This window comes from Pseudomonas sp. C321, assembly GCF_055407105.1.
Genome location: NZ_JBUZRB010000009.1, coordinates 26,885 through 48,217 on the forward strand (window position 1 = coordinate 26,885; position 21,333 = coordinate 48,217).

The following is a 21,333-nucleotide window of genomic DNA, read 5'->3' on the forward strand; positions in this document are numbered from 1 at the left end:
TGGATGTACCTTTTTCGCGAGCAAGCTCGCTCCTACAGAGGGCACGTTGTCGGCAGGGGCTATTTGCGCACTACCAAGTCCAACAAGTCATCCCGATCCTTGATCTTCTGCAAGACAATCTCCGAGCGTATATCCATCACCCCCGCCGTGCGATTCAGGTGATTAACAATGAAGTCCGAAAAGTGCTTCAGATTGCGCGCCTGCACCCGCAGCACATAGTTGCTGGCGCCGGTGATCACATAGGCGCTGGCCACTTCCGGCCAGCCCTGAACCTTCTTGATAAACGTCTCGTGCCAATCCTCCACATCCTGGCGCAATGACAGGTGGACGATGGCTTCCAGCTCGATCCCCAACTGCTCGGCATTCAACACCGCACGATAACCGCTGATGATTCCCTCGCTTTCCAGCAGGCGCAAACGGCGCAGGCAGGCGGACGGCGACAGGGCGACTTTCTCCGCCAGTTCCTGGTTGCTGATACGGCCATCCTGTTGCAGAAAATGCAGGAGGCGCAGGTCGGTGGCGTCGAGAATCATGATTGGAATAAATCCGCGTGTTTTGGAGTTAAATTCGAATTTCCTACAGCTTAATTAGCCTGTTACCCACCACTTTGCACGAAAATTCTCTAAAGCTTCGTTCATTATTTGCTCCAGCGTGCAGGACACGTCATCGATAACAACAGGATTGACCATGACTACAAGAAACCATTGCCTGGCCCTTGATACCCAGGACGCGTTGGCGCCTTTGCGCAAGCAATTTGCGTTGCCGGATGGGGTGATCTACCTCGACGGCAATTCCCTCGGTGCGCGCCCGGTGGCGGCATTGGAACGGGCGCAAGCGGTGATTGCCGAGGAATGGGGCAATGGTTTGATTCGCAGCTGGAACAGCGCCGGCTGGCGCGATTTGCCGGAGCGCCTGGGCAATCGCCTGGCCCCGCTGATCGGCGCCCGCGACGGCGAAGTGGTGATTACCGACACCACGTCCATCAACCTGTTCAAGGTGCTCAGCGCAGCGTTGAGCGTGCAGCGTGAGCGCGCGCCGCACCGCAAGGTCATTATCAGCGAAACCAGCAACTTTCCCACCGACCTGTACATCGCCGAAGGCCTGGCCGAGCTGCTGCAACAGGGCTATTCCCTGCGTCTGGTGAACAGCCCCGACGAACTGCCGCAAGCCATCGACCAGGACACGGCGGTGGTGATGCTCACCCACGTCAACTACAAGACCGGCTACATGCACGACATGCAAGCGCTGACTGCGCTGAGCCATGAGTGTGGTGCCCTGGCGATCTGGGACCTGGCGCACTCGGCGGGCGCAGTGCCGATCGACCTGCATCAGGCCGGCGCCGATTACGCGATCGGCTGCACCTACAAATACCTCAACGGCGGGCCTGGCTCCCAGGCGTTCGTGTGGGTCAATCCGGCGCTGGTGGATGTGGTGATGCAGCCGCTGTCGGGGTGGTTCGGGCATACCCGGCAGTTCGCCATGGAATCGCGCTATGCCCCGAGCAACGGCATCGCCCGCTACCTGTGTGGCACTCAACCGATTACCTCGCTGGCGATGGTGGAGTGTGGCCTGGAGATTTTTGCCCAGACCGATATGGCCAGCCTGCGCCGAAAATCCCTGGTGCTGACCGATCTGTTTATCGAGCAGGTAGAAGCCCGCTGCGCTGCCCACGAACTGAACCTGATTACTCCGCGTGAGCATGCCAGGCGCGGCAGTCATGTCAGCTTCGAGCACCCGCAAGGTTATGCAATCGTCCAAGCCTTGATCTCCCGAGGCGTGATTGGTGATTATCGCGAGCCGCAGATCATGCGCTTTGGTTTTACGCCGCTGTATACCAGCTTCACCGAAGTCTGGGATGCGGTGGAAATTCTTGGCGAGATTCTCGACCAGAAGACTTGGGACCAGCCGCAATTCCAGGTTCGCCATAGCGTCACTTAAGCGGCAGCTCTCGACAGCTCCTACGAAGGGCAAGCAACAAACAGTGCAATCACAATAATAAAGGGGCACGCCACGTGACCACGCCAGACAAAGGCTTTGCTGAAATCACCAAGCGCGAACTGGGCCTGCGGCGCCAGCTCACCTCCGGCCAGATGAGCATGATCGCCATCGGTGGCGCCATCGGCACTGGGCTGTTTATGGGCAGCGCCTACGCCATCGGCTATGCCGGGCCCAGCGTGCTGGTCAGCTATGCCATCGGCGCGCTGATCACCCTGCTGTTGATGGGGTGCCTGGCGGAAATGACGGTGGCCCATTCCACCTCCGGCTCTTTCGGCGCCTATGCCGAGTTTTACATCAGCCCCCTGGCTGGTTTTCTGGTGCGCTACGCCTACTGGGCGGCGATTGTGCTGGCGGTGGGCGCCGAGGTCACGGCGGTGGCGATGTACATGAAGTACTGGTTCGCCAACGTACCGGAATGGGTGTGGATCATCTCGTTCTCCAGCGTGCTGATCGTCCTCAACGCTATCAGCGTCAAGGCCTTCGGTACCTTCGAGTACTGGTTTTCCACCATCAAGATCAGCGCCATCGTCGGCTTCATCATCCTTGCGGTGTATGTGGTGTTCGGCTCCGGCAACCCGGATTACGGCGTACAGAACTACAGCGCCCACGGTGGTTTTTTCCCCAACGGTCTGGGCGGCATGTGGATCGCCGTGATTGTGTCGATTTTCAGCTACCTGAGCGTTGAGATGATCGCCGTGGCGGCGGGCGAAGCGGCAGACCCGGAACAGGCGGTGAAGAGGGCCTTTCGCGCCACCATCGTGCGCCTGGTGGTGTTCTACCTGCTGACCCTGGCGCTGATGCTGGCCATCGTGCCGTGGAACCAGGCCGGCCATGCCCAGAGCCCGTTCGTCACGGTGATGCAGACCATCGGCATTCCCGGCGCTACTGGGGTGATGAACTTCGTGATCCTGATCGCCGCGCTGTCGGCGATGAACAGCCAGCTCTACATCACCACGCGGATGATGTTCAGCCTGTCCCGCGCCGGCTTTGCACCCAAGTCCATGGGCGCCTTGAGCAAGAGCGGCATCCCGCTCAATGCCTTGCTGCTGTCCAGTTCCGGCATCGCCCTGGCCACACTGCTTAACGTGGTGTACCCGCAAAGTTCGTTCACCCTGATGATGGCGATCTCGATGTTTGGGGCGATCTTCACCTGGTTCATGATCTTCCTCACGCACCTGTTTTTCCGCCGCTACCGCAAGCGTCACGGCGGGGCGAAGTTGTCGTTTCAACTGCGTTTTTTTCCCTACAGCACCTTGTTGGGATTGGTGTTGATGGGGGCGGTGATGATCACCACCTACTTCACCGAGGCGTTCAAAATGACCTTGGTGTTCGGTGTGCCGTTCCTGCTGATTCTGTCGGCGGTGTATTACGGGTTCTTCCGCAAGGGGCGCGACAAGTCGTCGAGCAAGGCCTTGGCGTAACCTGGCAACTGATCGAACGAGCGTGCACATAACAGCAACTTGCGACAGGCCCATTCCTGATCCAGAGGCTGGGCCTTGAAGCGGTGTTCCAGGGGCCAACGCTCCAGCGCCGCGAGCGGCACGATGCCCAGGCCGGCACCTCGGGCGACCATGCGCATCACCCCGTCAAAACCTTCGGCGCGAATGCGTGTTTGCAAGCGAAAGCCTGCGTGCAAGGCCTGTTCTTCCAGATAAACCGCCAGGGCACTGTCGGCGGCCAGCGCCACATAGTCATGCTGCAGGCTGTCGATAAAACTCACCGGCGGCCCTTCAGCCAGCGGATGGTCCAGAGGCAGGATCAACACCAGCGGATCATCGCGAAAGGGCAGGGTCTGCAAGCCGTGGGTGTCGACGGCATCGGAAATAATCCCCAGGTCCGCCGCGCCCTGGCGCAAGGCGTGGGTGATGCGCAGGCTAGGCAGTTCCTGCAGGTCGATATCGAGGTTGGGATGCTCGCGCAAAAAATCCGCCAGCAGTTCCGGCAGGTATTCGCTGATCGCCGTGGTGTTGCACAGCAGGCGCACCTGGCCTTTGACGCCGTTGGCGTATTCCGCCAGGTCCTGCTGCATGCGCTCGGCTTGCTGCAACAACAGCCGGGCATGCTGGGCCAACGCCTTGCCCGCCGCTGTCGGCGTCACACCGCGGCGGCCACGCTGAAGGAGCTCGATGCCCAACGACGCTTCCATCGCCCGAACCCGGGCACTGGCCGCCGCGAGGGACAAATGGCTGCGGCTGGCGCCGGCGGTGATATTGCCGGTGTCGAGAATGTGCAGGTAGAGGCGAAGGTCGATCAGGTCAAAATGCATGGCCAAATCCTTTATCCGTAGCCTCTATCCAGGCAAGAGGCTGGCTCAGTATATGGCGAATTTCCAACCTCGACCCAACCCTTCAAAATCAGCCGATGAATACATTCCTGGCGTTCTACCAAAGCCTCGGTCCAGCCTTGACGTTGCTGGTCATCGGCACTTTCCTGCTGGCGGGCACCGTCAAGGGCGTTATTGGCCTGGGCTTGCCCACGGTTGCCATGGGTATGCTCGGCCTGGCTATGTTTCCGGCGCAGGCTGCGGGGTTGCTGATTATTCCCTCTATCGTCACCAACCTCTGGCAACTGGCGTTTGGCGGGAATTTGAGTGCCCTGATCAAACGGCTATGGCCGATGCTGCTGCTGATTTTTCTCGGCACGGGGCTTGGCAGTTTGTGGTTGGGTATGGATGGCGGGGCGTGGGTGGTGCGAGCGTTGGGCGGGGCGTTGCTGGTATACGCCTTGAGCGGTCTGTTCTTGCCCAACTTCAAGGTGAGCACGGCGATGGAGCGTTGGCTCGGTCCGCTGTGCGGCGTGCTCACCGGCGTAATCACCTCGGCCACCGGCGTCTTCGTGATCCCGGCGGTGCCCTATCTGCAAGCCTTGGGCTTGAACCGTGATCAGTTGGTCCAGGCGCTGGGCCTGTCGTTCACCGTGTCCACCCTGGCGCTGGCGGCGGGGTTGTTCTGGCGTGGCAGCCTCGGCGGCGGCGAAATCAATGCCTCGCTGCTGGCGCTGGTGCCAGCGCTGCTGGGCATGTGGCTGGGCCAGGCCGTGCGCCAACGCATCAGTGCCGTGCTGTTCAAACGGGTGTTCTTTATCGGCATGGCGGCGCTGGGCAGCCACCTGCTGATCAGTGGCTAGCGGACGAGGCGCTGAGCATGTCGATGGCGCTAAAGCCTGCTTGCTCGGTCATCTGGGTGAGTCCTCAAAAGGTGTTTGGAAATTCTAAGGCAACAATCCCCTGTCGATTCGTGCGGAGCAGTCAAATGTGTTTTGCCCCGCCAACGCTTATTCCCAAGGGGTCTTGTCGATACCCTGCCTCCAAATATTTTTAATCTTTTGAGGCTCCCCGTGAAAAAAGTCCTGTTGCTCAACGGCGGCAAAAAGTTCGCCCACTCCGACGGCCGCTACAACAACACCCTGCATGATGCCGCCCTGGCCGTACTGGACCGTGACGGTATGGACGTCAAAGTCACCCACATCGACGCCGGCTACGACCTGGCCGAAGAAGTGGCCAAGTTCCTCTGGGCCGATGTGATCATCTACCAGATGCCCGGCTGGTGGATGGGCGCGCCGTGGATCGTCAAGAAGTACATCGATGAAGTGTTCACCGAAGGCCACGGCAGCCTGTACGCCAGCGATGGCCGGACCCGCTCCGATGCTTCGCAAAAATACGGCAGCGGCGGCCTGTTGCAGGGCAAGCAATACATGCTGTCGCTGACCTGGAACGCACCGCAGCAAGCCTTCGACGACCCCAGCGATTTCTTCGAAGCCAAGGGCGTGGACGCCGTGTACTTCCCGTTCCACAAGGCCAACGAGTTTCTTGGCATGACCAGCTTGCCGACTTTCCTCTGCGTCGACGTGATGAAACGCCCGGCCATCGAGGCTGACGTGGCGCGTTATGAGCAGCATCTGACTGAGGTGTTTAACCTGGCTCGGTAATGCGGCTAGTATCCAGGCAGCCGCTTAAAGAGGATTCACGTTGAAAGCCCGATCCGATGAGCTACAGATCTTCGTCTGCGTGATTGAATGCGGGTCGATTTCCGCCGCCGCCGAACAGGTTGGACAGACGCCCTCGGCGGTCAGCCGCACCTTGTCGCGGCTGGAAGCCAAGCTCGACACCACGCTGATCAACCGCACCACGCGGCGCATGGACCTGACCGAAGAGGGCAAATACTTCTTCGAGCGGGCCAAGCTGATCCTGGAACAAATGGATGACCTGGAAGAGCGCCTGTCCTCGCGCCAGCAAACCCCGTCCGGGCGGCTGCGAATTAACGCCGCCTCGCCGTTCATGCTGCATGCGATCGTGCCCTACATCGCCGAGTTTCGCGGCCTGTACCCGGACATCCAGCTGGAACTCAACAGCAACGACCTGATCATCGACCTGCTGGAACAGAGTACCGACATCGCTATCCGTATCGGCACCCTGGCGGACTCGACGTTGCACGCCCGTTCACTGGGCTGCAGCCCGCTGCATATCCTCGCCAGCCCCGCGTATCTGGAAAAGTACGGTACGCCGACCACGGTTGCCGAGTTGGCCGATCACACACTGCTGGGCTTCACCCAGACCGAAACCCTCAACCACTGGCCGCTGCGCCATGTGCACGGTGATCGCTGGCAGATCCAGCCGAGTATTTCTGCCTCCAGCGGTGAAACCTTGCGCCACTTGACGTTGGAAGGGCAGGGCATCGCTTGCCTGTCGCACTTCATGACTAACGATGACATCAATGCCGGGCGCCTTCAGCCGATCCTGGCGGAGTTCAACAGCGGTTATCGCCAGCCGATCAACGCGGTGTACTACCGCAACTCGCAGTTGGCCTTGCGCATCCAGTGTTTCCTGGACTTTATCCAGGGCAAGTTGACCAGCTACGCCGACTGATTCGTGACTCATGCGCAAGATTGAATTGGGCAATACAGACTTATTCGGCATGGATAAGTCCTTGATACTCGATCCAACACTTAGCGCCTTTCACAAAGCCATGCAGGAGATGCTTTCCATGAACGTATTTATTACCGGTGCTGCCGGCTTTATCGGTGGCTCCATTGCGACTGGCCTGGTCAAGGCCGGCCACCACGTAACGGGTCTGGTGCGCAGCGCCAAACAGGCTGAAGAAATGACTGCACTGGGCATCGCTCCGGTGATTGGCACCTTGGACGATAGCGCCCTGCTGACCGAGCAAGCGAGCAAAGCCGATGCCGTGATCAACGCCGCCAGCAGCGACCATCGCGGCGCCGTTGAAACCCTGATCAAGGCGCTACGCGGCTCCAACAAGCCGTTCCTGCACACCAGCGGTTCGAGCATCGTTGGCGATGCGTCCGGCGGCAAATCCAGTGATGTCATCTATTTTGAAGACAACTTGCCGGAACCGACCGCCGACAAGGCCGCTCGCGTGGCTATCGACAACCTGATCCTCGCTGCCGCCAAAGACGGCGTGAATTCGGCGGTGATCTGTAACACCTTGATCTACGGCCACAGCCTGGGGGTCAAGCGCGACAGCGTGCAATTACCTCGTCTGCTGAAACAGGCGCGCAAAAGCGGCGTGGTACGCCATGTTGGCACCGGCCAAAACATCTGGTCCAACGTGCACATTGAAGACGTGGTCGCCCTGTACCTGCTGGCGCTGGAAAAAAACGTCCCCGGCACCTTCTACTTTGTCGAAAGCAGCGAAGCGGCCTTCGTCGACATGACTACCGCCATCGCCGAGGCGCTGAACCTGGGTAAACCACAGGATTGGCCACTGGCCGATGCCGAAGCCGAGTGGGGCTATGAAATGGCCAACTACGGCCTGGGCTCCAACAGCCGCGTGCGTGGCAAACATGCCCGTGAACTGTTGGATTGGGTGCCGAAGCGTACCAGCGTGGTGGAGTGGATTCGCAACGAGATGGTTTGATAGGTCCCTGTAAACACTAAACCTTGTGGCAGCCCTAACGCCGGTAAATTAAGGAAATGGAGCACCTGACATTACCTTGTGGCGAGCGGGCTTGTTATGGCAGGCCCGCTTGCCACAGGTCATTCGTTGACCCTGAAAACCTGGCCCCACCCCCTGCATTTGCGTACCATCCTCAGTCTTATTTTCGCTATTCCCCCGGTAACCCCATGAACCTCACCCGCCTGCGTGCCGACTCCCTGGCCGGTCTCACCACGTCTTTTGCCTTGTTGCCCGAGTGCATAGCCTTCGCCCTGGTGGCGCACCTCAACCCGCTGATGGGCCTTTATGGCGCGTTTATCATCTGTACCCTGACCGCGCTGTTCGGCGGTCGGCCAGGCATGGTCTCTGGTGCGGCGGGTTCGATGGCGGTGGTGATCGTCGCGTTGGTGGTGCAACACGGCGTGCAGTACTTGCTGGCCACTGTATTGCTGGGCGGACTGATCATGATCGCCTTTGGCCTGCTGCGCCTGGGCAAGCTGGTGCGCATGGTGCCGTACCCGGTGATGCTCGGTTTCGTCAATGGCCTGGCAATTATCATTGCGCTGGCGCAGTTGGAGCACTTCAAGAGCGGTGAAACCTGGCTCAGCGGCACGCCGTTGTACGTGATGACGGGGTTGGTGGCAGCGACGATGGCCATCGTCTACCTGCTGCCGCGCCTGACCCGCGCGGTACCGCCGGCGTTGGTGGCGATTCTTGGCGTGGGTCTTGCGGTGTACCTGCTGGGCCTGCCGACCCGCACGCTGGGCGACATGGCCCACATCGCCGGTGGCCTGCCCACGTTTGCCCTGCCGCAGATTCCCTGGACCCTGGAAACCCTGCAGATTATCGCTCCTTACGCGATCCTGATGGCCATGGTCGGCCTGCTGGAAACCCTGCTGACCCTCAACCTTACCGACGAAATCACCGAAACCCGAGGCTATCCGGACCGCGAAAGCGTGGCCCTGGGCGCGGCGAATATGGTCTCTGGCGTGTTCGGCGGCATGGGCGGCTGCGCGATGATCGGGCAAACCGTGATCAACCTCAGCTCCGGCGGGCGCGGACGCTTCTCCGGGGTGTTTGCCGGGGTCATGATCCTTCTCTTTATCTTGTTCCTGTCACCGTTGATCGAGCGGATTCCACTGGCGGCGCTGGTGGGGGTGATGTTCGTGGTGTCCCAGCAAACCTTCGCCTGGGCCTCCTTGCGGGTGATCAACAAGGTGCCACTCAATGACGTGCTGGTGATCATTGCGGTGACGGTGGTCACGGTATTTACCGACCTGGCCACGGCGGTGCTGTGCGGCATTGTGATTGCGGCGCTGAACTTTGCCTGGCAACAAGCCCGTGAGCTGTACGCCGACGAGCATCTTGAAGCCGACGGTAGCAAGCTCTATCGCTTGCACGGCACGCTGTTCTTCGCCTCGACCACACCGTTCCTCAACCAGTTCGCCCCGGCGAGCGACCCGGAACAGGTGACCCTGGATTGTCTCCACCTGAGTTTCGTCGACTATTCGGCCATCGCCGCGCTGATGACCCTACGCGAACGCTACGCCAAGGCCGGCAAGCATTTACGGGTGCTGCACTTGTCCGAACGCTGCAAGAAACTGCTCAAGCGTGCCCGCGTTCAGCATGACTAGCTAGAGCGACTGATCACTTCACGGGCCTACAAGGTTTTCCAGTTCCTGCGCGCGGGTCCGGGTCATGTCCAGCCGGCAGATGGCACCGTTGACCTGATCGATGGTGCCGCCGGTTGCCGAGCCTGCGAACCCGCAATTGGCATCCCGATATTTGATCCACAGACGCTGCACATCCTGCAGCTTCTGTTTGCGATTGCCTTCCTGGGCTGCCATGGCTGTCTTGTAGGCGGTGTTCAGGCGCGTGTCCTGCACCTTGGCTTCCTTGGTGTTGCAGTTGACCATGTCCGCGGTCGTATTCGCGCCATCCATACATTTTTTCAACGCCGCGCTGTCGGCGGCCGACGCGGTGCCGCACAAGGCCAGCAACAAGGCGCTGGCGGCGAAGGGGGCAAGCAGGGTTTTTCGATTCATTGTCGGTTTTTCCTGATCAGGATTCGGTCCGCTGTCTATGACCTGACACCGGCATTTGAGTTTCCAGCGTCCCTCTCAATCTTCATGTAAGAACGCACCTTCGATTTTCATTCTTTGTCTCTGGGCATATCTCAAAGCGACAGCGCTTATCTGTGGGCGAAACTTACTTTCATAAAAATTGAAAATAATCCTTGGTAATGATTTATGACTTTCACAACCTATTCGACGTGACCCTTTCCGAGGAGTACCGCATGGCCGCATCACCGGGCGTTTGGCTATTGGCATACGCAGCCATCGCCATCATTGCATTGATCGTGCTGATCGCACGCTACCGGCTCAACCCGTTTATCGTCATCACCCTGGTGTCCATCGGCCTGGCGCTGCTGGCCGGGATGCCGGCGGACACGATCATGGGCTCCTACGAGGCGGGCGTCGGCAAGACCTTGGGCCACATCGCTCTAGTGGTGGCGTTGGGCACCATGCTCGGCAAGATGATGGCCGAGTCCGGCGGCGCCGAGCAGGTGGCGCGCACGTTGATCGACCGCTTCGGCGAGCGCAACGCCCACTGGGCGATGGTGTGCATTGCCTTCCTGGTTGGGCTGCCGCTGTTTTTCGAGGTCGGTTTTGTGTTGCTGGTGCCGATTGCTTTCACCGTAGCGCGGCGGGTGGGTGTTTCGATTTTGATGGTCGGCCTACCCATGGTTGCCGGCTTATCGGTGGTACATGCACTGGTTCCGCCCCATCCCGCGGCGATGATGGCGGTACTGGCCTACAACGCATCGGTCGGGCAAACCGTGCTGTATGCGATCTTGATCGGCATCCCGACGGCGATCATCGCCGGCCCCGTCTACGCCAAGTTCATCGTGCCGCGCATTCACCTGCCGGCGGAAAACCCGTTGGAACGTCAGTTCATCGACCGCGAACCACGCACCCGGCTGCCGAGCTTCTCGCTGACCATGGGCACCATCCTGTTGCCGGTGGTGTTGATGATGATTGGTGGCTGGGCCAACCTGATTTCCACCCCAGGCAGCGCCTTTAACCAGTTCCTGCTGTTTATCGGTAACTCGGTGATCGCGCTGCTGGTGGCGACCCTGGTGAGTTTTTGGACGTTGGGCCTGGCTCAGGGCTTCAGTCGCGAATCAATCCTCAAGTTCACCAACGAATGCCTGGCGCCGACCGCCAGCATCACCTTGCTGGTGGGGGCGGGCGGTGGTTTGAACCGGATTCTTATCGATGCCGGCGTCACCAATGAGATTCTTGGCCTGGCCCATGCTTTCAACCTGTCGCCACTGGTGATGGGCTGGTTGTTCGCCGCGTTGATGCGCATTGCTACCGGCTCGGCCACCGTGGCCATGACCACCGCCTCAGGCGTGGTGGCTCCCGTTGCCATGGGCCTGGGTTATCCACACCCGGAATTGCTGGTACTGGCCACCGGTGCCGGCTCGGTGATCTTTTCCCACGTCAACGACGGCGGCTTCTGGCTGGTCAAGGAATACTTCAATATGACGGTGATCCAGACCTTCAAGACCTGGACCGTGCTGGAGACCCTGATTTCGGTGGTCGCCTTCGGTCTGACTTACGGCCTGTCACTTTTGTTATGAGCATCATTCTGTAATTCGGAGCCCAATTGATGGACATCCTCTACCAGATCCGCGCCCGCCAGGATTCCTTCAGCGCCGGCGAAGGGCGTATCGCCAAGCTGATGCTCGACGATGTCGGCTTTGCCGCGTCCGCTAGCCTGGAAGAGTTGTCCCAAAGGGCTGAGGTCAGCACCGCCACGTTGTCGCGGTTTGCCCGCAGCGTCGGTTGCCGTGACTTGCGTGACCTGCGCCTGCAACTGGCCCAGGCCAGCGGCGTCGGCAGCCGCTTTCTCGACCCGGCGGGCTTACCCGAACAGTCGGCGTTTCACCGGCAGATCCTCGGCGATATCGAGGTGACCTTGCGTCAGCACTTGTCCGGCTTCAATCAACGTTGTTTTGTCGATGCAGTGAGCCTGCTGGGCAAGGTGCGGATGATCCATGCGTTTGGCATGGGCGGCCCGTCGAGCTTGTGCAGCGACGAGTTGCAAGTACGCCTGGTGCGGCTGGGGTACCCCATTGCAGCCAGTCACGACCCGGTGATGATGCGCGTGACCGCCGCCACGCTGGGCCCGGAACACGCGCTGATCGTCTGCTCGCTGACCGGCCTCACCCCGGAGTTGCTGAGCGTGGTGGAGCTGGCCCGTAACTACGGCGCCCACATTATCGCCATCACCCTGCCTGATTCACCGCTGGCGCAGTTGGCCGATGTGCTGCTACCGCTGCAACCGGCGGAAACCAGTTTTATCTACAAGCCAACGGCGGCGCGCTACGGAATGCTGTTGGCCATCGACGTGCTCGCCACCGAGCTGGCCCTGGCCATGCCGGACGACAACCAGGAACGCCTGCGACGGATCAAGCTGGCCCTGGACGATTATCGCGGCGGCGCTGATTGCCTGCCGCTTGGAGACTGAAATGAAGTACGACACGCTGATCCGCAACGCCCTGATCATTGATGGCAGCAATACGCCGGGTTATGTCGCCGATGTGGCCCTGCGCGAGGGGCGCATCGAAAAGATCGGCGATTTGTCGGCAGCCCATGCCGAGCATGAAATCGACGCCACTGGCCGGGTGCTGGCGCCGGGGTTTATCGACGTCCACACCCACGACGACACGGTGGTGATCCGCCAGCCACAGATGCTGCCCAAACTCAGCCAGGGCGTGACCACGGTGATCGTCGGCAACTGCGGCATCAGCGCATCGCCGGTCAACTTACGCGGCGATCCGCCAGACCCGATGAACCTGCTGGGCAAGCGCGACGCGTTCGTCTACCCGCGTTTTGCCGACTACCGCGCAGCGCTGGAAAACGCCCACCCGGCCGTCAACGTCGCCGCGTTGATCGGTCATACGGCGCTGCGCAGCAACCATATGGATGACCTGCATCGCACCGCCACGCCCACTGAAATCGCCGCGATGCGTGAACAGTTGCAGGAAAGCCTGGAGGCCGGCGCCCTCGGCTTATCCACAGGCCTGGCCTACGCCAGCGCCTTCAGCGCCGAGACCGACGAAGTGCTGCAATTGAGTGAAGAACTGACCGCGTTCGGCGCGGTGTACACCACCCATTTGCGCAGTGAATTCGAACCGGTGCTGGAGGCGCTGGACGAGGCGTTTCTGATTGGCCGCCACGCCAAGGTGCCGGTGATCATCTCCCATCTCAAATGCGCCGGTGCCGGCAATTGGGGGCGCAGCCCGCTGTTGTTGGCGTCCCTGGAACAGGCGGCGAAGACCCATCCGGTGGGCTGCGATTGTTATCCCTATGCCGCCAGTTCTTCGACCCTGGACCTCAAGCAAGTCACCGATGCCTTTCGCATCACCATCACGTGGTCGACGCCGCACCCGGATATGGGTGGGCGCGATTTACAGGACATCGCAGCCGACTGGGCGGTGCCGCTGATGGAAGCCGCACGGCGCCTGCAACCGGCGGGGGCGGTGTATTACGGGATGGACGAGACGGACGTGCAGCGCATCCTCGCTCATCCGTTGTCGATGATTGGCTCGGATGGCTTGCCGGAAGATCCGTTTCCCCATCCGCGCTTGTGGGGGGCGTTTCCACGGGTACTCGGGCATTTCAGTCGTGATCTGGGTTTGTTCCCGCTACATACCGCCGTACACAAAATGACCGGGTTGTCGGCAGCGCGGTTTGGCCTGATCGGGCGCGGTGAGGTTCGCGAAGGGCATTGGGCGGATTTGGTGTTATTTGACCCGTTACGGGTGCGCGACGTAGCGGACTTCAAGGAGCCTCAACGCGCGGCGCAGGGGATTGACGGGGTGTGGGTCAACGGCGTGTTGAGCTACAGCGACGGGCAGGCAAACGGGCAGCGTCCGGGGCGGTTTTTGGCGCGTAGCGGGGATTTGCGCTTGGGGTTTGCTGCTCTATAGTGGCTGCTCTTAACAGGGAGTCAGCGCTATGCACTTAGGAAAAGTTACCCCTATCCTGCGAATCTTCGACGAGGCCAGGGCCGTTGAGTTCTACGTCGATTTCCTCGGTTTCAAGATCGACTGGCAACACCGTTTCGAAGCGAATTTTCCGCTGTACCTGCAAGTGTCGCTGGGAGATTGCGTGTTGCACTTGTCCGAGCACCATGGCGATGGTTCGCCGGGTGTCGGGGTGCGGATTCAGGCGCAGGGGCTGGAGGCGTATCAGCAGCAATTGCTGGCCAAGGACTACCGTTATGCCAAGCCAGAAATTGAAGAGACGCCTTGGGAGACGCGGGAGATGACCATCCGTGACCCATCCGGTAATCGGTTGGTGTTTGTCGAAGAAATTTAAGGCTGACGCATACTCTGTGGCGAGGGGGCAAGCCCCTCGCCAGAGTTGAGCGTGCTACACCCGAAAGTGACTAACCATCTGCTGCAACTGCCCGCCCAATCGCGCCAGTTCCACGCTGGACTTGGCCGTCTCATCACTGGCCGCTGCGGTCTGTTCCGACACATCACGCACGTTGACGATGCTGCGGCTGATCTCTTCAGCCACAGCGGTTTGCTGTTCGGCAGCGGCGGCGATCTGCTGGTTCATCGACTGGATATTCGACACCGTCCGGGTGATGTTTTCCAGTGACACACCGGCCTTGCGGGTCAGCTCGACGCTGCTGTCGGTAAGGTTGCGGCTGTTGTTCATCACAGTGGCCACTTGCTGGGTGCCGTTCTGCAAACCGGCTACCAGGCCTTCGATTTCTTCGGTGGATTTTTGCGTGCGCTGGGCCAGGCCACGTACTTCGTCGGCGACCACGGCAAAACCGCGACCGGCTTCACCGGCACGGGCAGCTTCGATGGCTGCGTTGAGGGCCAGCAGGTTGGTCTGTTCGGCCACGGCCTTGATCACGTCCATCACGCTGCCGATTTTGTTGCTCTCTTGTTGCAGGTGCGCCATGGCGTCGGTGGAGCGAGCCACTTCGGCAGCCAGGCGTTCGATCTGGGTGATGGCCTCGGCTACCACTTTGTCGCCTTCGCGCGCCTGGCTGTCGGCATCCGAGGCAGCCTGGGAAGCTTGTTCGGCATTGCGCGCGACTTCCTGCACGGTGGCAGTCATCTCGTGCATGGCGGTGGCTACTTGATCGGTCTCGATCTTCTGGCTGTTGACCCCGGCGCTGGTCTGTTCGGTCACGGCCGACAGCTCTTCGGCGGCGCTGGCGATCTGGGTCACGCCGTCGCGGATACCCGTGATCAATTCGCGCAAAGTGGTGCCCATGCGCTGGATGCCTTGTTGCAGCACGCCCAGCTCATCGCTGCGAGTGACTGCAATGTTATGGCTCAGGTCGCCGGAGGCGATGCGCTCTACCACGGCCAGGGTCTCGCGCAGTGGGCGGGTGATCTGGCGGGTGATGATCAGCGCGGCGATGATGCCAACGAGCAGTGCCAATAGGGTGCTGATCAGTTGCAGGCTGCGGGCCTGGGCGCTTTCCATGTCGCGGCGCTCCAGCTGGATGTCGTACAACGCGTCGCTGCGGGCGAGAATGCCTGCACCCTGGACTGTCATCTCCTGGCGGGCGAGGACGATATTGGCGTTGGCAGCCTTGTAGGTTTGCATCGCGCTGCGGTAGGCGCCGAGGGCTGTTTCCAGTGCGGCGAGCTCGGTTTTCTGTCTGGTGCCGAATACTGCGCTCAGCCCTTTCGAACCGTTGATTGCAGCCTCAATTTGCGCAGCGGCGCGGGCTTCGGTGTCTGGGTTGGTGTCGCCGGTGTAGCCGCGTACTTCATAGCGGGCCACTTGAAACTGTTCCTTGGCGTGGTTGACGGCATCGAACTCGGCGAAGCGTTCAGGGCTTTCCGGCATCTGGCGCACGTTGCGGTCCAGGGCGGTAATTAGCACGCCCGCAGCGTCGGCCCGGTCGCCCATGGTTTGGCGAGCAGCGTTACCGGTGCGGTAGGCCTCGCGCATTTTGTTCAGGGATTGCTGGTAGGCCGTGATGATGCTCTTCTGCTCGTTGAGCAGCTTGAGGTTTTCCGGGCTCTTGAAACTGCTCAGCAGTTTTTGCTGCTGGGCGACAAAGTCGTCGAGGCTGTTCTGCACGTTTTGCGCCACGGTTTCGTCGCCGTTGGCCAGCATGTATTGCAGGCGAACGATGCGCAGTTTGGTCAGCGAAGCATTGAGCTGGTTGATGTCGCTCATCCAGTTGCTACGGTCAATCAGGCCACTGAGGCTGGTCCAGCCGGTGAGGGCCAGGATCGAGGTGAGCACCAGTACCAAGCCGAAGCCCAGTCCCAGTTTCAGGTTGACGCTGATGTTACCGAACCACTGGTTCATCTAATTCCTCCTGGAACAGATTACGTGTACGACAGTTACTGGGAGTTCGCCCAGCCTATAGTTAGTCAGGAGATATCGGCAGCCAGGGCGAGAGCTGAAACAGTTTTTTCAAGAAGGCATGATGTGGGGATGGGGGCCATTAAATGCAAGCGCCCCGAGAGGGCACTTGAGGGGCGGTCAGAGGTCGGTTGCGGCGCTCGCAGGAAGAATCGTCAGGATCAATCGCGACGCAAAATCCCGGCTCAGATGTACCCGGTTGTGGGCCCGTTGTGGGCACCGGGCTACGCAAGGCGCCGTACCGTTCGACCTATGCCCGCGACCGGGATAACTATCGGGTCTATCTGACTTACGATTTGGCGTTGTGGTAGGCGTTCCCTCTGATCACTGCTCGACAAAGTAGTAACGCTGCCGGTTCACCGCCATCTCCTTGACTACCGTCACCGGCGCCGTCAGTTGATCGGTGCGATCCAGCATCGCCACGTTGCCCGGCTTTGCGGCGAGGAACGTTCGCAGCTCAGGCTCCGACTGCACAATGGTCAGATACGCCTGGGTATAGAACACCGTGGCTCCGGCGATTCGTTCGTTCGGTTGATACAACACCACCTGCTTGCCCTCGGCTTGCAGCGCCTGGATCTGGCTGACCAGCGGCACGAACGATTGGCGCACATCGGCCTTGGGCGCAAACCAGAACGCGGCGACCAGGTAGCTGGCAATCACCAGGGCAAAGAAGCTGCTGATCAGGCCGCGCCGATGGTCATAAAAGCGCTCGGCGAAATTCGATGTGCGTGCGCGGTGTTTTAACCCGTCCAGCAGTACGCCAGCGTACTCCGCTGCCAGCACGGCGGCGGCCGGCGTCAGTGACATCAGGTACACCGTACGCTTGCTCGATGCCAGGGTCAGCAGGGTGAATTGCGCCACCAGCCACACGCTGAAGAACAGTCGATAACGATTGCGTGCCAGGCTTTTGCGAAAATGCCACAGCCCCAGGTACACCAGGATGTTCCACGGCAGGAACGCCTCGGGCAATTTGACGAGGTAATAGTAGAAGGGCTCGTAATGCCCGGCTTCGACAAACGAGCCACTGAAGCGTCCGACGCTGTTGGTCCACAGCACCGCACCGACCGCCTGCATCCCGTCGCGTTGAAACAGAAAGCCCAACCAGATCAGCAACGGTACCAACGCTAATAATGTGAACAGCCCTGGCCGCAGCCAGTCGCCGATCCGTAGGCGCTTGTCCAACAGGCTGGTGCAGGCCAGGTAGACGAAGATCACGATGCCCGGCATCGCGAGGCCCAGTACGCCTTTGCTCAAGGTGGCGATCACCATTCCCAGGGTAAACAGGCCCCACATGGCGGATGATTGCTTCGCCTCGGGGCGGGTCGCCTGGTAAAACGCCAGCAGCGCCATGGTCACGCCCAGGCTGAGCAATGCGTCTTCACCGACACCGCGTACGTTGCTCCAGTAACTGGCCATGGTTGCCAGCATCAGGGCCGCGACGAACGCCAGGGTCTTTGGCCTCCCGAACTTGCGCAGCATGCCGTACAGCAGCATCACACTGAACAACCCGGCAAACGCCGAGGCCAGCCGCACCGCCCAGGTACTGGCGCCAAACAGGCGAATCGCACCCGCGTCGAGCCACAGGCTCAAGGGCGGTTTTTCCAGGAAGGGCTCACCAAACAGTCGCGGCACTACCCAGTCGTTATCCAGGTGCATGGCCATGGCGATCCCGGCCACCCGGGCCTCTGTCGAGCCTTGCAGCTCGTGATTGCCAAGGGCAAAAAAGAACAACAGACAGCCAAGCAGAAGCAGCAGAGGAGCAGGACGCGTCATGGATTCTGGCTACCGGGGCAGGGGAGCGTTCGGGGGAACGTTCCAGGCAATCGGCGAGTATACGAGGGCAATTCTTAACGAATTGTGAATGAGTGAGGAGTTTTTATAAGGCTAGCCCTGGCGTAGCAACGGCCAATGGCTCAAGCATTTCCCTTGGAATGTACCGGCCCCAGGTAAATCGTGCGTTTATCTTCAGCAAAACGCCGGGTCGCCATCATATCCCAGACAACCGGCACAGGATTGGCCTGCCAGGTTGAGCTGAAGTGGTCGGTTTTGAACCGTGTGAAATACCTACCATTGCGCCGTCCCGAAACGCACTGCCGATCTTGCTCATGGACATATCGGCATCGCCGAACAAAGATGGATGGTTTGAGCACGTCGCCTTCTTCTTCCCTGGCAAAGTACATGACCCACAACTTCGAGCTGGATACGCTCAAGATCCGCCTTGCGGATTCAAAACTGGCTTCACTGGATTTGCGCGTACGCGTGCAGCGGGTACTGCGCCAATTGATTCTTGAAGGCGTGCTTGCGCCTGGTTGCCGTTTGCCCGCCACCCGCACGCTCTCACGGTCATTGGGTATGTCCCGGGACACGGTGGAGATTGCCTACGTCCAGTTGCAACTGGACGGATACCTCTGCCGGCGTGAAGGCTCGGGCAGCTTCGTTTCCGAGAAAATCGGGCCGAGCCTGCGTGGCGTGCGCAGGCGTAAATCCACGCCGGTGAGTGTGTGCGCAGCGCTCAGCGCAAGGGGCGCGGACATCCTCGCCAGTGGCGGCGTTTGCGACCAGCAAGTGGTCAAGGCTTTCGCGACAGGGCTGCCGGAAACGCGCACCTTCCCGGTCGATATCTGGGAGCGTTTGCAGCGCCAGACCTTGAAGGACTGCCGATCGAGCGTGTTGTTGCACGGCGACCCACAAGGCGCCGAACCACTGCGCCAGGCCATTGCCGACTATCTGAACCTGGAGCGCGGCGCCCGCGTGACGCCGGACCAGGTGCTGGTATTGTCCAGTACCCGCCAGGCACTGTTCTTGTGCGCCCAGGTTCTGGTGGACGCCGGTCAGCCAATCCTGATGGAAGATCCTGGCTACTTCGGTGCGCGCAAGGCCTTCGAAATGGCTCAGCTCAAGATTGTGCCGATCCCGGTGGACGACAAAGGCTTGTGCATGGATCAACTGCGCGCAGACAAGAGCGGTGCCAATACCGTCTATGTCACGCCTTCACACCAGTATCCCACCGGCGCCACCCTCGCCCTGGAGCGACGCCTTGAGCTGACCGCCTGGGCCGAGCAGCGCCAAGGCTGGATTATCGAAGACGACTACGACAGCCAGTTCCACTATGAAGGTTTGCCGACCGCCTGCGTGCAAGGGCTGGACGCGTACCAGAGAACGATTTACCTGGGCACATTCAGCAAGTCCCTGTACCCCGGTTTGCGGATGGGGTACATGGTGCTGCCCGTTGAGCTGGTCAAACCCATGACTTACGCCCGCAGCATTCTGGATGGCCACACCCCGCAGATCGCGCAACTGACGTTGGCGCGCTTTATGGAGGGCGGTCACTTCGCCAGCCACATTCGCGCAATGCGCAAAATCTATGGGGCTCGCCGTGACGCGATGGGGCAAGCCGTACAGCGTCATCTGCGTGAAATCGTCACGGCCCGCTTGCCTCCGGGTGGATTGCAGATGCCTTGTGTACTGGCCGAAGGCTGGTCGGAGATTGAGACGATCAGGCAGGCCGCACGGGTGGGCATCCAGTTGCCGAGCCTGAGCCGCCTCTATGCCCAGCCGCCTGCCCAGGGAGGATGGTTGTTGGGGTTCGCGGCGCTCACCCCGAATGAAATCGAGACGGCTATACAGCAGTTGGCCAAGGCAATCCGTTAGTCATTCGACGGGGGCCAATCCTGATAATGCGGTCTGGCTGGATAAGGGGAAGTGGACTGAGAGGGCGGTCCGGCTGGCTGTTAGGCTTTGAGCCCTGACTGCCAGGGGAGTGAAGCCATTTCTCCTGCACGCCTCAACCCCATCAGCAAGGAACGCCCCCATGAGCCGATCAGCCACCGGACTGCGCCCCACCGATATCATCGCCCCCAGCATCAGCGCGCTGATTTCAGTGATCGTCAATTACGCTGGAACCTTTGTCCTGGTTTTCCAGGCCGCGCAACTGGCGCAACTCAGCGCGGCGCAAACCGCGTCCTGGGTCTGGTCGGTGAGCATCGGCGTTGGCGTGACTGGGGCCTGGTTGAGTTACCGCTACCGCGAGCCGATCATCACGGCCTGGTCGACACCCGGCGTCGCCTTTCTGGCAACCGTCATGCCGTTTACCCCCTACGGTGAAGTGATCGGCGCTTACGTCATGTGCGCCATCGGTTTTATCGTGTTGGGCATGTGCGGTGCGTTCGAACGCCTGGTGCGGCTGATCCCCGGCGGCATCGCTGCTGGTTTGCTCGCCGGTATCCTGCTGCAATTTGGCGTGGCGGCGTTTGGTGGCGCCAGCGTCGACCCGTTGCTGGTGATCGTGCTGTTGGCGTCTTACGCCGTGCTGCGTCGCTTCACCTCGCGATTTGCGATGGTCGGGATTCTGCTGATCGGCCTGGTAATGCTGATCGGTCAGGAGCGGATTGACTTGCAGAGCATTCATCTGCAACTGGCTGCGCCGGTCTTTGAAATGCCGCAGTTCTCCATTGCTGCGCTGCTGGGCGTGGCGCTGCCACTGTTCGTGATCACCCTGACCGGGCAATACATTCCCGGCATGCTGGTGCTGCGCAATGACGGCTTCAAGACCAGTGCCAATCCGATTATCACCGTCACCGGCCTGGGCTCGCTGCTCATGGCGCCGTTCGGTGCGCACGCCTTCAACGTCGCGGCCATCACAGCAGCCATCTGCACAGGCAAGGACGCCCATGAGGACCCGTCCAAGCGCTACATTGCCGGGCTGGTGTGCGGTCTGCTCTACGTTACCGTCGGCATCTTCGGGGTCACGCTTGCGACCTTATTCATGGTCTTGCCGCGGGCCTTTATCACCACGCTGGCGGGCCTCGCCTTGCTGGGGGCCATTGGTACCAGCCTGGCCAATGCGATGGCCGATACACGCACCCGTGAGACAGCGTTGATCACGTTCCTGGCAACGGCAGCCAATGTGACCTTGCTGGGCGTGGGCGGCGCGTTCTGGGGGCTGGCGGCGGGCCTGGCGGTTCATGTGTTGATCCATGGTGGGCGCCGGTCGGTGATTGCGGCGTAGCTCGGACGCT

Annotated in this window: 18 protein-coding genes and 1 pseudogene; 13 read left to right on the forward strand and 6 right to left on the reverse strand. The window is 60.5% G+C overall.

Annotation, left to right across the window (positions count from 1 at the left end):
* Nucleotides 1–59: 59 nt before the first annotated feature.
* Complete coding sequence (locus ACZRJ6_RS22250; protein WP_003212305.1) at nucleotides 60–533, reverse strand: Lrp/AsnC family transcriptional regulator; 474 nt, start codon at nucleotides 531–533, stop codon at nucleotides 60–62.
* 154 nt (nucleotides 534–687) lie between these two features.
* Here ACZRJ6_RS22250 and kynU point away from each other — a divergent pair, with 154 nt between their 5' ends.
* Both kynU and ACZRJ6_RS22260 read left to right on the forward strand, forming a co-directional pair.
* The gene (kynU, locus tag ACZRJ6_RS22255; RefSeq protein ID WP_463970131.1) at nucleotides 688–1,938 is read left to right on the forward strand and encodes a kynureninase; all 1,251 of its coding nucleotides are present in this window, start codon (nucleotides 688–690) and stop codon (nucleotides 1,936–1,938) included.
* A 74-nt stretch (nucleotides 1,939–2,012) separates the two neighbouring features.
* Nucleotides 2,013–3,419: an amino acid permease gene (locus ACZRJ6_RS22260; protein WP_463970132.1), complete on the forward strand. Its 1,407-nt coding sequence runs from the start codon at nucleotides 2,013–2,015 to the stop codon at nucleotides 3,417–3,419.
* Here the strand turns inward: ACZRJ6_RS22260 and ACZRJ6_RS22265 are convergent.
* Nucleotides 3,365–4,264: a LysR family transcriptional regulator gene (locus tag ACZRJ6_RS22265; protein ID WP_463970133.1), complete on the reverse strand. Its 900-nt coding sequence runs from the start codon at nucleotides 4,262–4,264 to the stop codon at nucleotides 3,365–3,367. The two genes, ACZRJ6_RS22260 and ACZRJ6_RS22265, sit on opposite strands and share 55 nt — an antisense overlap.
* A 95-nt stretch (nucleotides 4,265–4,359) precedes the next feature.
* On the opposite strand from ACZRJ6_RS22265, the gene ACZRJ6_RS22270 reads away from it, so the two are divergent.
* The 5 genes from ACZRJ6_RS22270 (at nucleotide 4,360) to ACZRJ6_RS22290 (ending at nucleotide 9,526) form a co-directional block, all read left to right on the forward strand.
* A complete protein-coding gene (locus ACZRJ6_RS22270) occupies nucleotides 4,360–5,124 on the forward strand; it encodes a sulfite exporter TauE/SafE family protein (RefSeq protein WP_463970134.1) in 765 nt (254 codons plus the stop codon).
* 210 nt (nucleotides 5,125–5,334) lie between these two features.
* Nucleotides 5,335–5,925, forward strand: a complete 591-nt coding sequence (mdaB, locus tag ACZRJ6_RS22275) for an NADPH:quinone oxidoreductase MdaB (RefSeq protein ID WP_463970135.1) — start codon at nucleotides 5,335–5,337, stop codon at nucleotides 5,923–5,925.
* 40 nt (nucleotides 5,926–5,965) lie between these two features.
* Nucleotides 5,966–6,862, forward strand: coding sequence for a LysR substrate-binding domain-containing protein (locus tag ACZRJ6_RS22280; protein WP_463970136.1), 897 nt, complete (start codon nucleotides 5,966–5,968; stop codon nucleotides 6,860–6,862).
* Nucleotides 6,863–6,980: 118 nt separating this feature from the next.
* Nucleotides 6,981–7,874: an NAD-dependent epimerase/dehydratase family protein gene (locus ACZRJ6_RS22285; protein ID WP_463970137.1), complete on the forward strand. Its 894-nt coding sequence runs from the start codon at nucleotides 6,981–6,983 to the stop codon at nucleotides 7,872–7,874.
* A gap of 206 nt (nucleotides 7,875–8,080) precedes the next feature.
* A complete protein-coding gene (locus tag ACZRJ6_RS22290) occupies nucleotides 8,081–9,526 on the forward strand; it encodes a SulP family inorganic anion transporter (protein WP_463970138.1) in 1,446 nt (481 codons plus the stop codon).
* A gap of 18 nt (nucleotides 9,527–9,544) precedes the next feature.
* Here ACZRJ6_RS22290 and ACZRJ6_RS22295 read toward each other — a convergent pair whose 3' ends face one another.
* Nucleotides 9,545–9,937, reverse strand: coding sequence for a lysozyme inhibitor LprI family protein (locus tag ACZRJ6_RS22295; RefSeq protein ID WP_463970139.1), 393 nt, complete (start codon nucleotides 9,935–9,937; stop codon nucleotides 9,545–9,547).
* Nucleotides 9,938–10,188: 251 nt separating this feature from the next.
* On the opposite strand from ACZRJ6_RS22295, the gene ACZRJ6_RS22300 reads away from it, so the two are divergent.
* Genes ACZRJ6_RS22300 through ACZRJ6_RS22315 form a run of 4 tightly spaced genes read left to right on the forward strand, consistent with a single transcriptional unit; the run spans nucleotide 10,189 to nucleotide 14,284 of the window.
* Nucleotides 10,189–11,538, forward strand: a complete 1,350-nt coding sequence (locus ACZRJ6_RS22300) for a GntT/GntP/DsdX family permease (protein ID WP_463970140.1) — start codon at nucleotides 10,189–10,191, stop codon at nucleotides 11,536–11,538.
* Nucleotides 11,539–11,567: 29 nt separating this feature from the next.
* Nucleotides 11,568–12,428 carry a MurR/RpiR family transcriptional regulator gene (locus tag ACZRJ6_RS22305; protein ID WP_463970141.1) on the forward strand — a complete coding sequence of 287 codons (861 nt, stop codon included), beginning with the start codon at nucleotides 11,568–11,570 and terminating at the stop codon, nucleotides 12,426–12,428.
* A 1-nt stretch (nucleotide 12,429) separates the two neighbouring features.
* Entirely contained in the window at nucleotides 12,430–13,893 is a 1,464-nt protein-coding gene (locus tag ACZRJ6_RS22310) for an N-acyl-D-amino-acid deacylase family protein (RefSeq protein WP_463970142.1), read from the forward strand.
* A gap of 28 nt (nucleotides 13,894–13,921) precedes the next feature.
* A complete protein-coding gene (locus ACZRJ6_RS22315; protein ID WP_463970143.1) occupies nucleotides 13,922–14,284 on the forward strand; it encodes a glyoxalase superfamily protein in 363 nt (120 codons plus the stop codon).
* A 54-nt stretch (nucleotides 14,285–14,338) separates the two neighbouring features.
* Here ACZRJ6_RS22315 and ACZRJ6_RS22320 read toward each other — a convergent pair whose 3' ends face one another.
* The 3 genes and pseudogenes from ACZRJ6_RS22320 to ACZRJ6_RS22330 all read right to left on the reverse strand — a co-directional run bounded on the left by ACZRJ6_RS22320 (nucleotide 14,339) and on the right by ACZRJ6_RS22330 (nucleotide 18,088).
* Nucleotides 14,339–15,202: a methyl-accepting chemotaxis protein gene (locus ACZRJ6_RS22320; protein ID WP_463970201.1), complete on the reverse strand. Its 864-nt coding sequence runs from the start codon at nucleotides 15,200–15,202 to the stop codon at nucleotides 14,339–14,341.
* Nucleotides 15,194–16,258: pseudogene (locus ACZRJ6_RS22325) on the reverse strand (methyl-accepting chemotaxis protein); the annotation flags it as partial. The gene ACZRJ6_RS22320 and the pseudogene ACZRJ6_RS22325, both read right to left, overlap by 9 nt.
* A 381-nt stretch (nucleotides 16,259–16,639) precedes the next feature.
* On the reverse strand, nucleotides 16,640–18,088 hold the full coding sequence (locus ACZRJ6_RS22330) for an ArnT family glycosyltransferase (protein WP_463970144.1): 1,449 nt from the start codon (nucleotides 18,086–18,088) through the stop codon (nucleotides 16,640–16,642).
* A 405-nt stretch (nucleotides 18,089–18,493) separates the two neighbouring features.
* Here ACZRJ6_RS22330 and pdxR point away from each other — a divergent pair, with 405 nt between their 5' ends.
* Both pdxR and ACZRJ6_RS22340 read left to right on the forward strand, forming a co-directional pair.
* A complete protein-coding gene (pdxR, locus tag ACZRJ6_RS22335) occupies nucleotides 18,494–19,966 on the forward strand; it encodes a MocR-like pyridoxine biosynthesis transcription factor PdxR (RefSeq protein WP_463970202.1) in 1,473 nt (490 codons plus the stop codon).
* Nucleotides 19,967–20,126: 160 nt separating this feature from the next.
* Nucleotides 20,127–21,323 (forward strand): benzoate/H(+) symporter BenE family transporter, encoded by a 1,197-nt coding sequence (locus ACZRJ6_RS22340; RefSeq protein WP_463970145.1) that lies wholly within the window; start codon nucleotides 20,127–20,129, stop codon nucleotides 21,321–21,323.
* Nucleotides 21,324–21,333 lie beyond the last annotated feature (10 nt).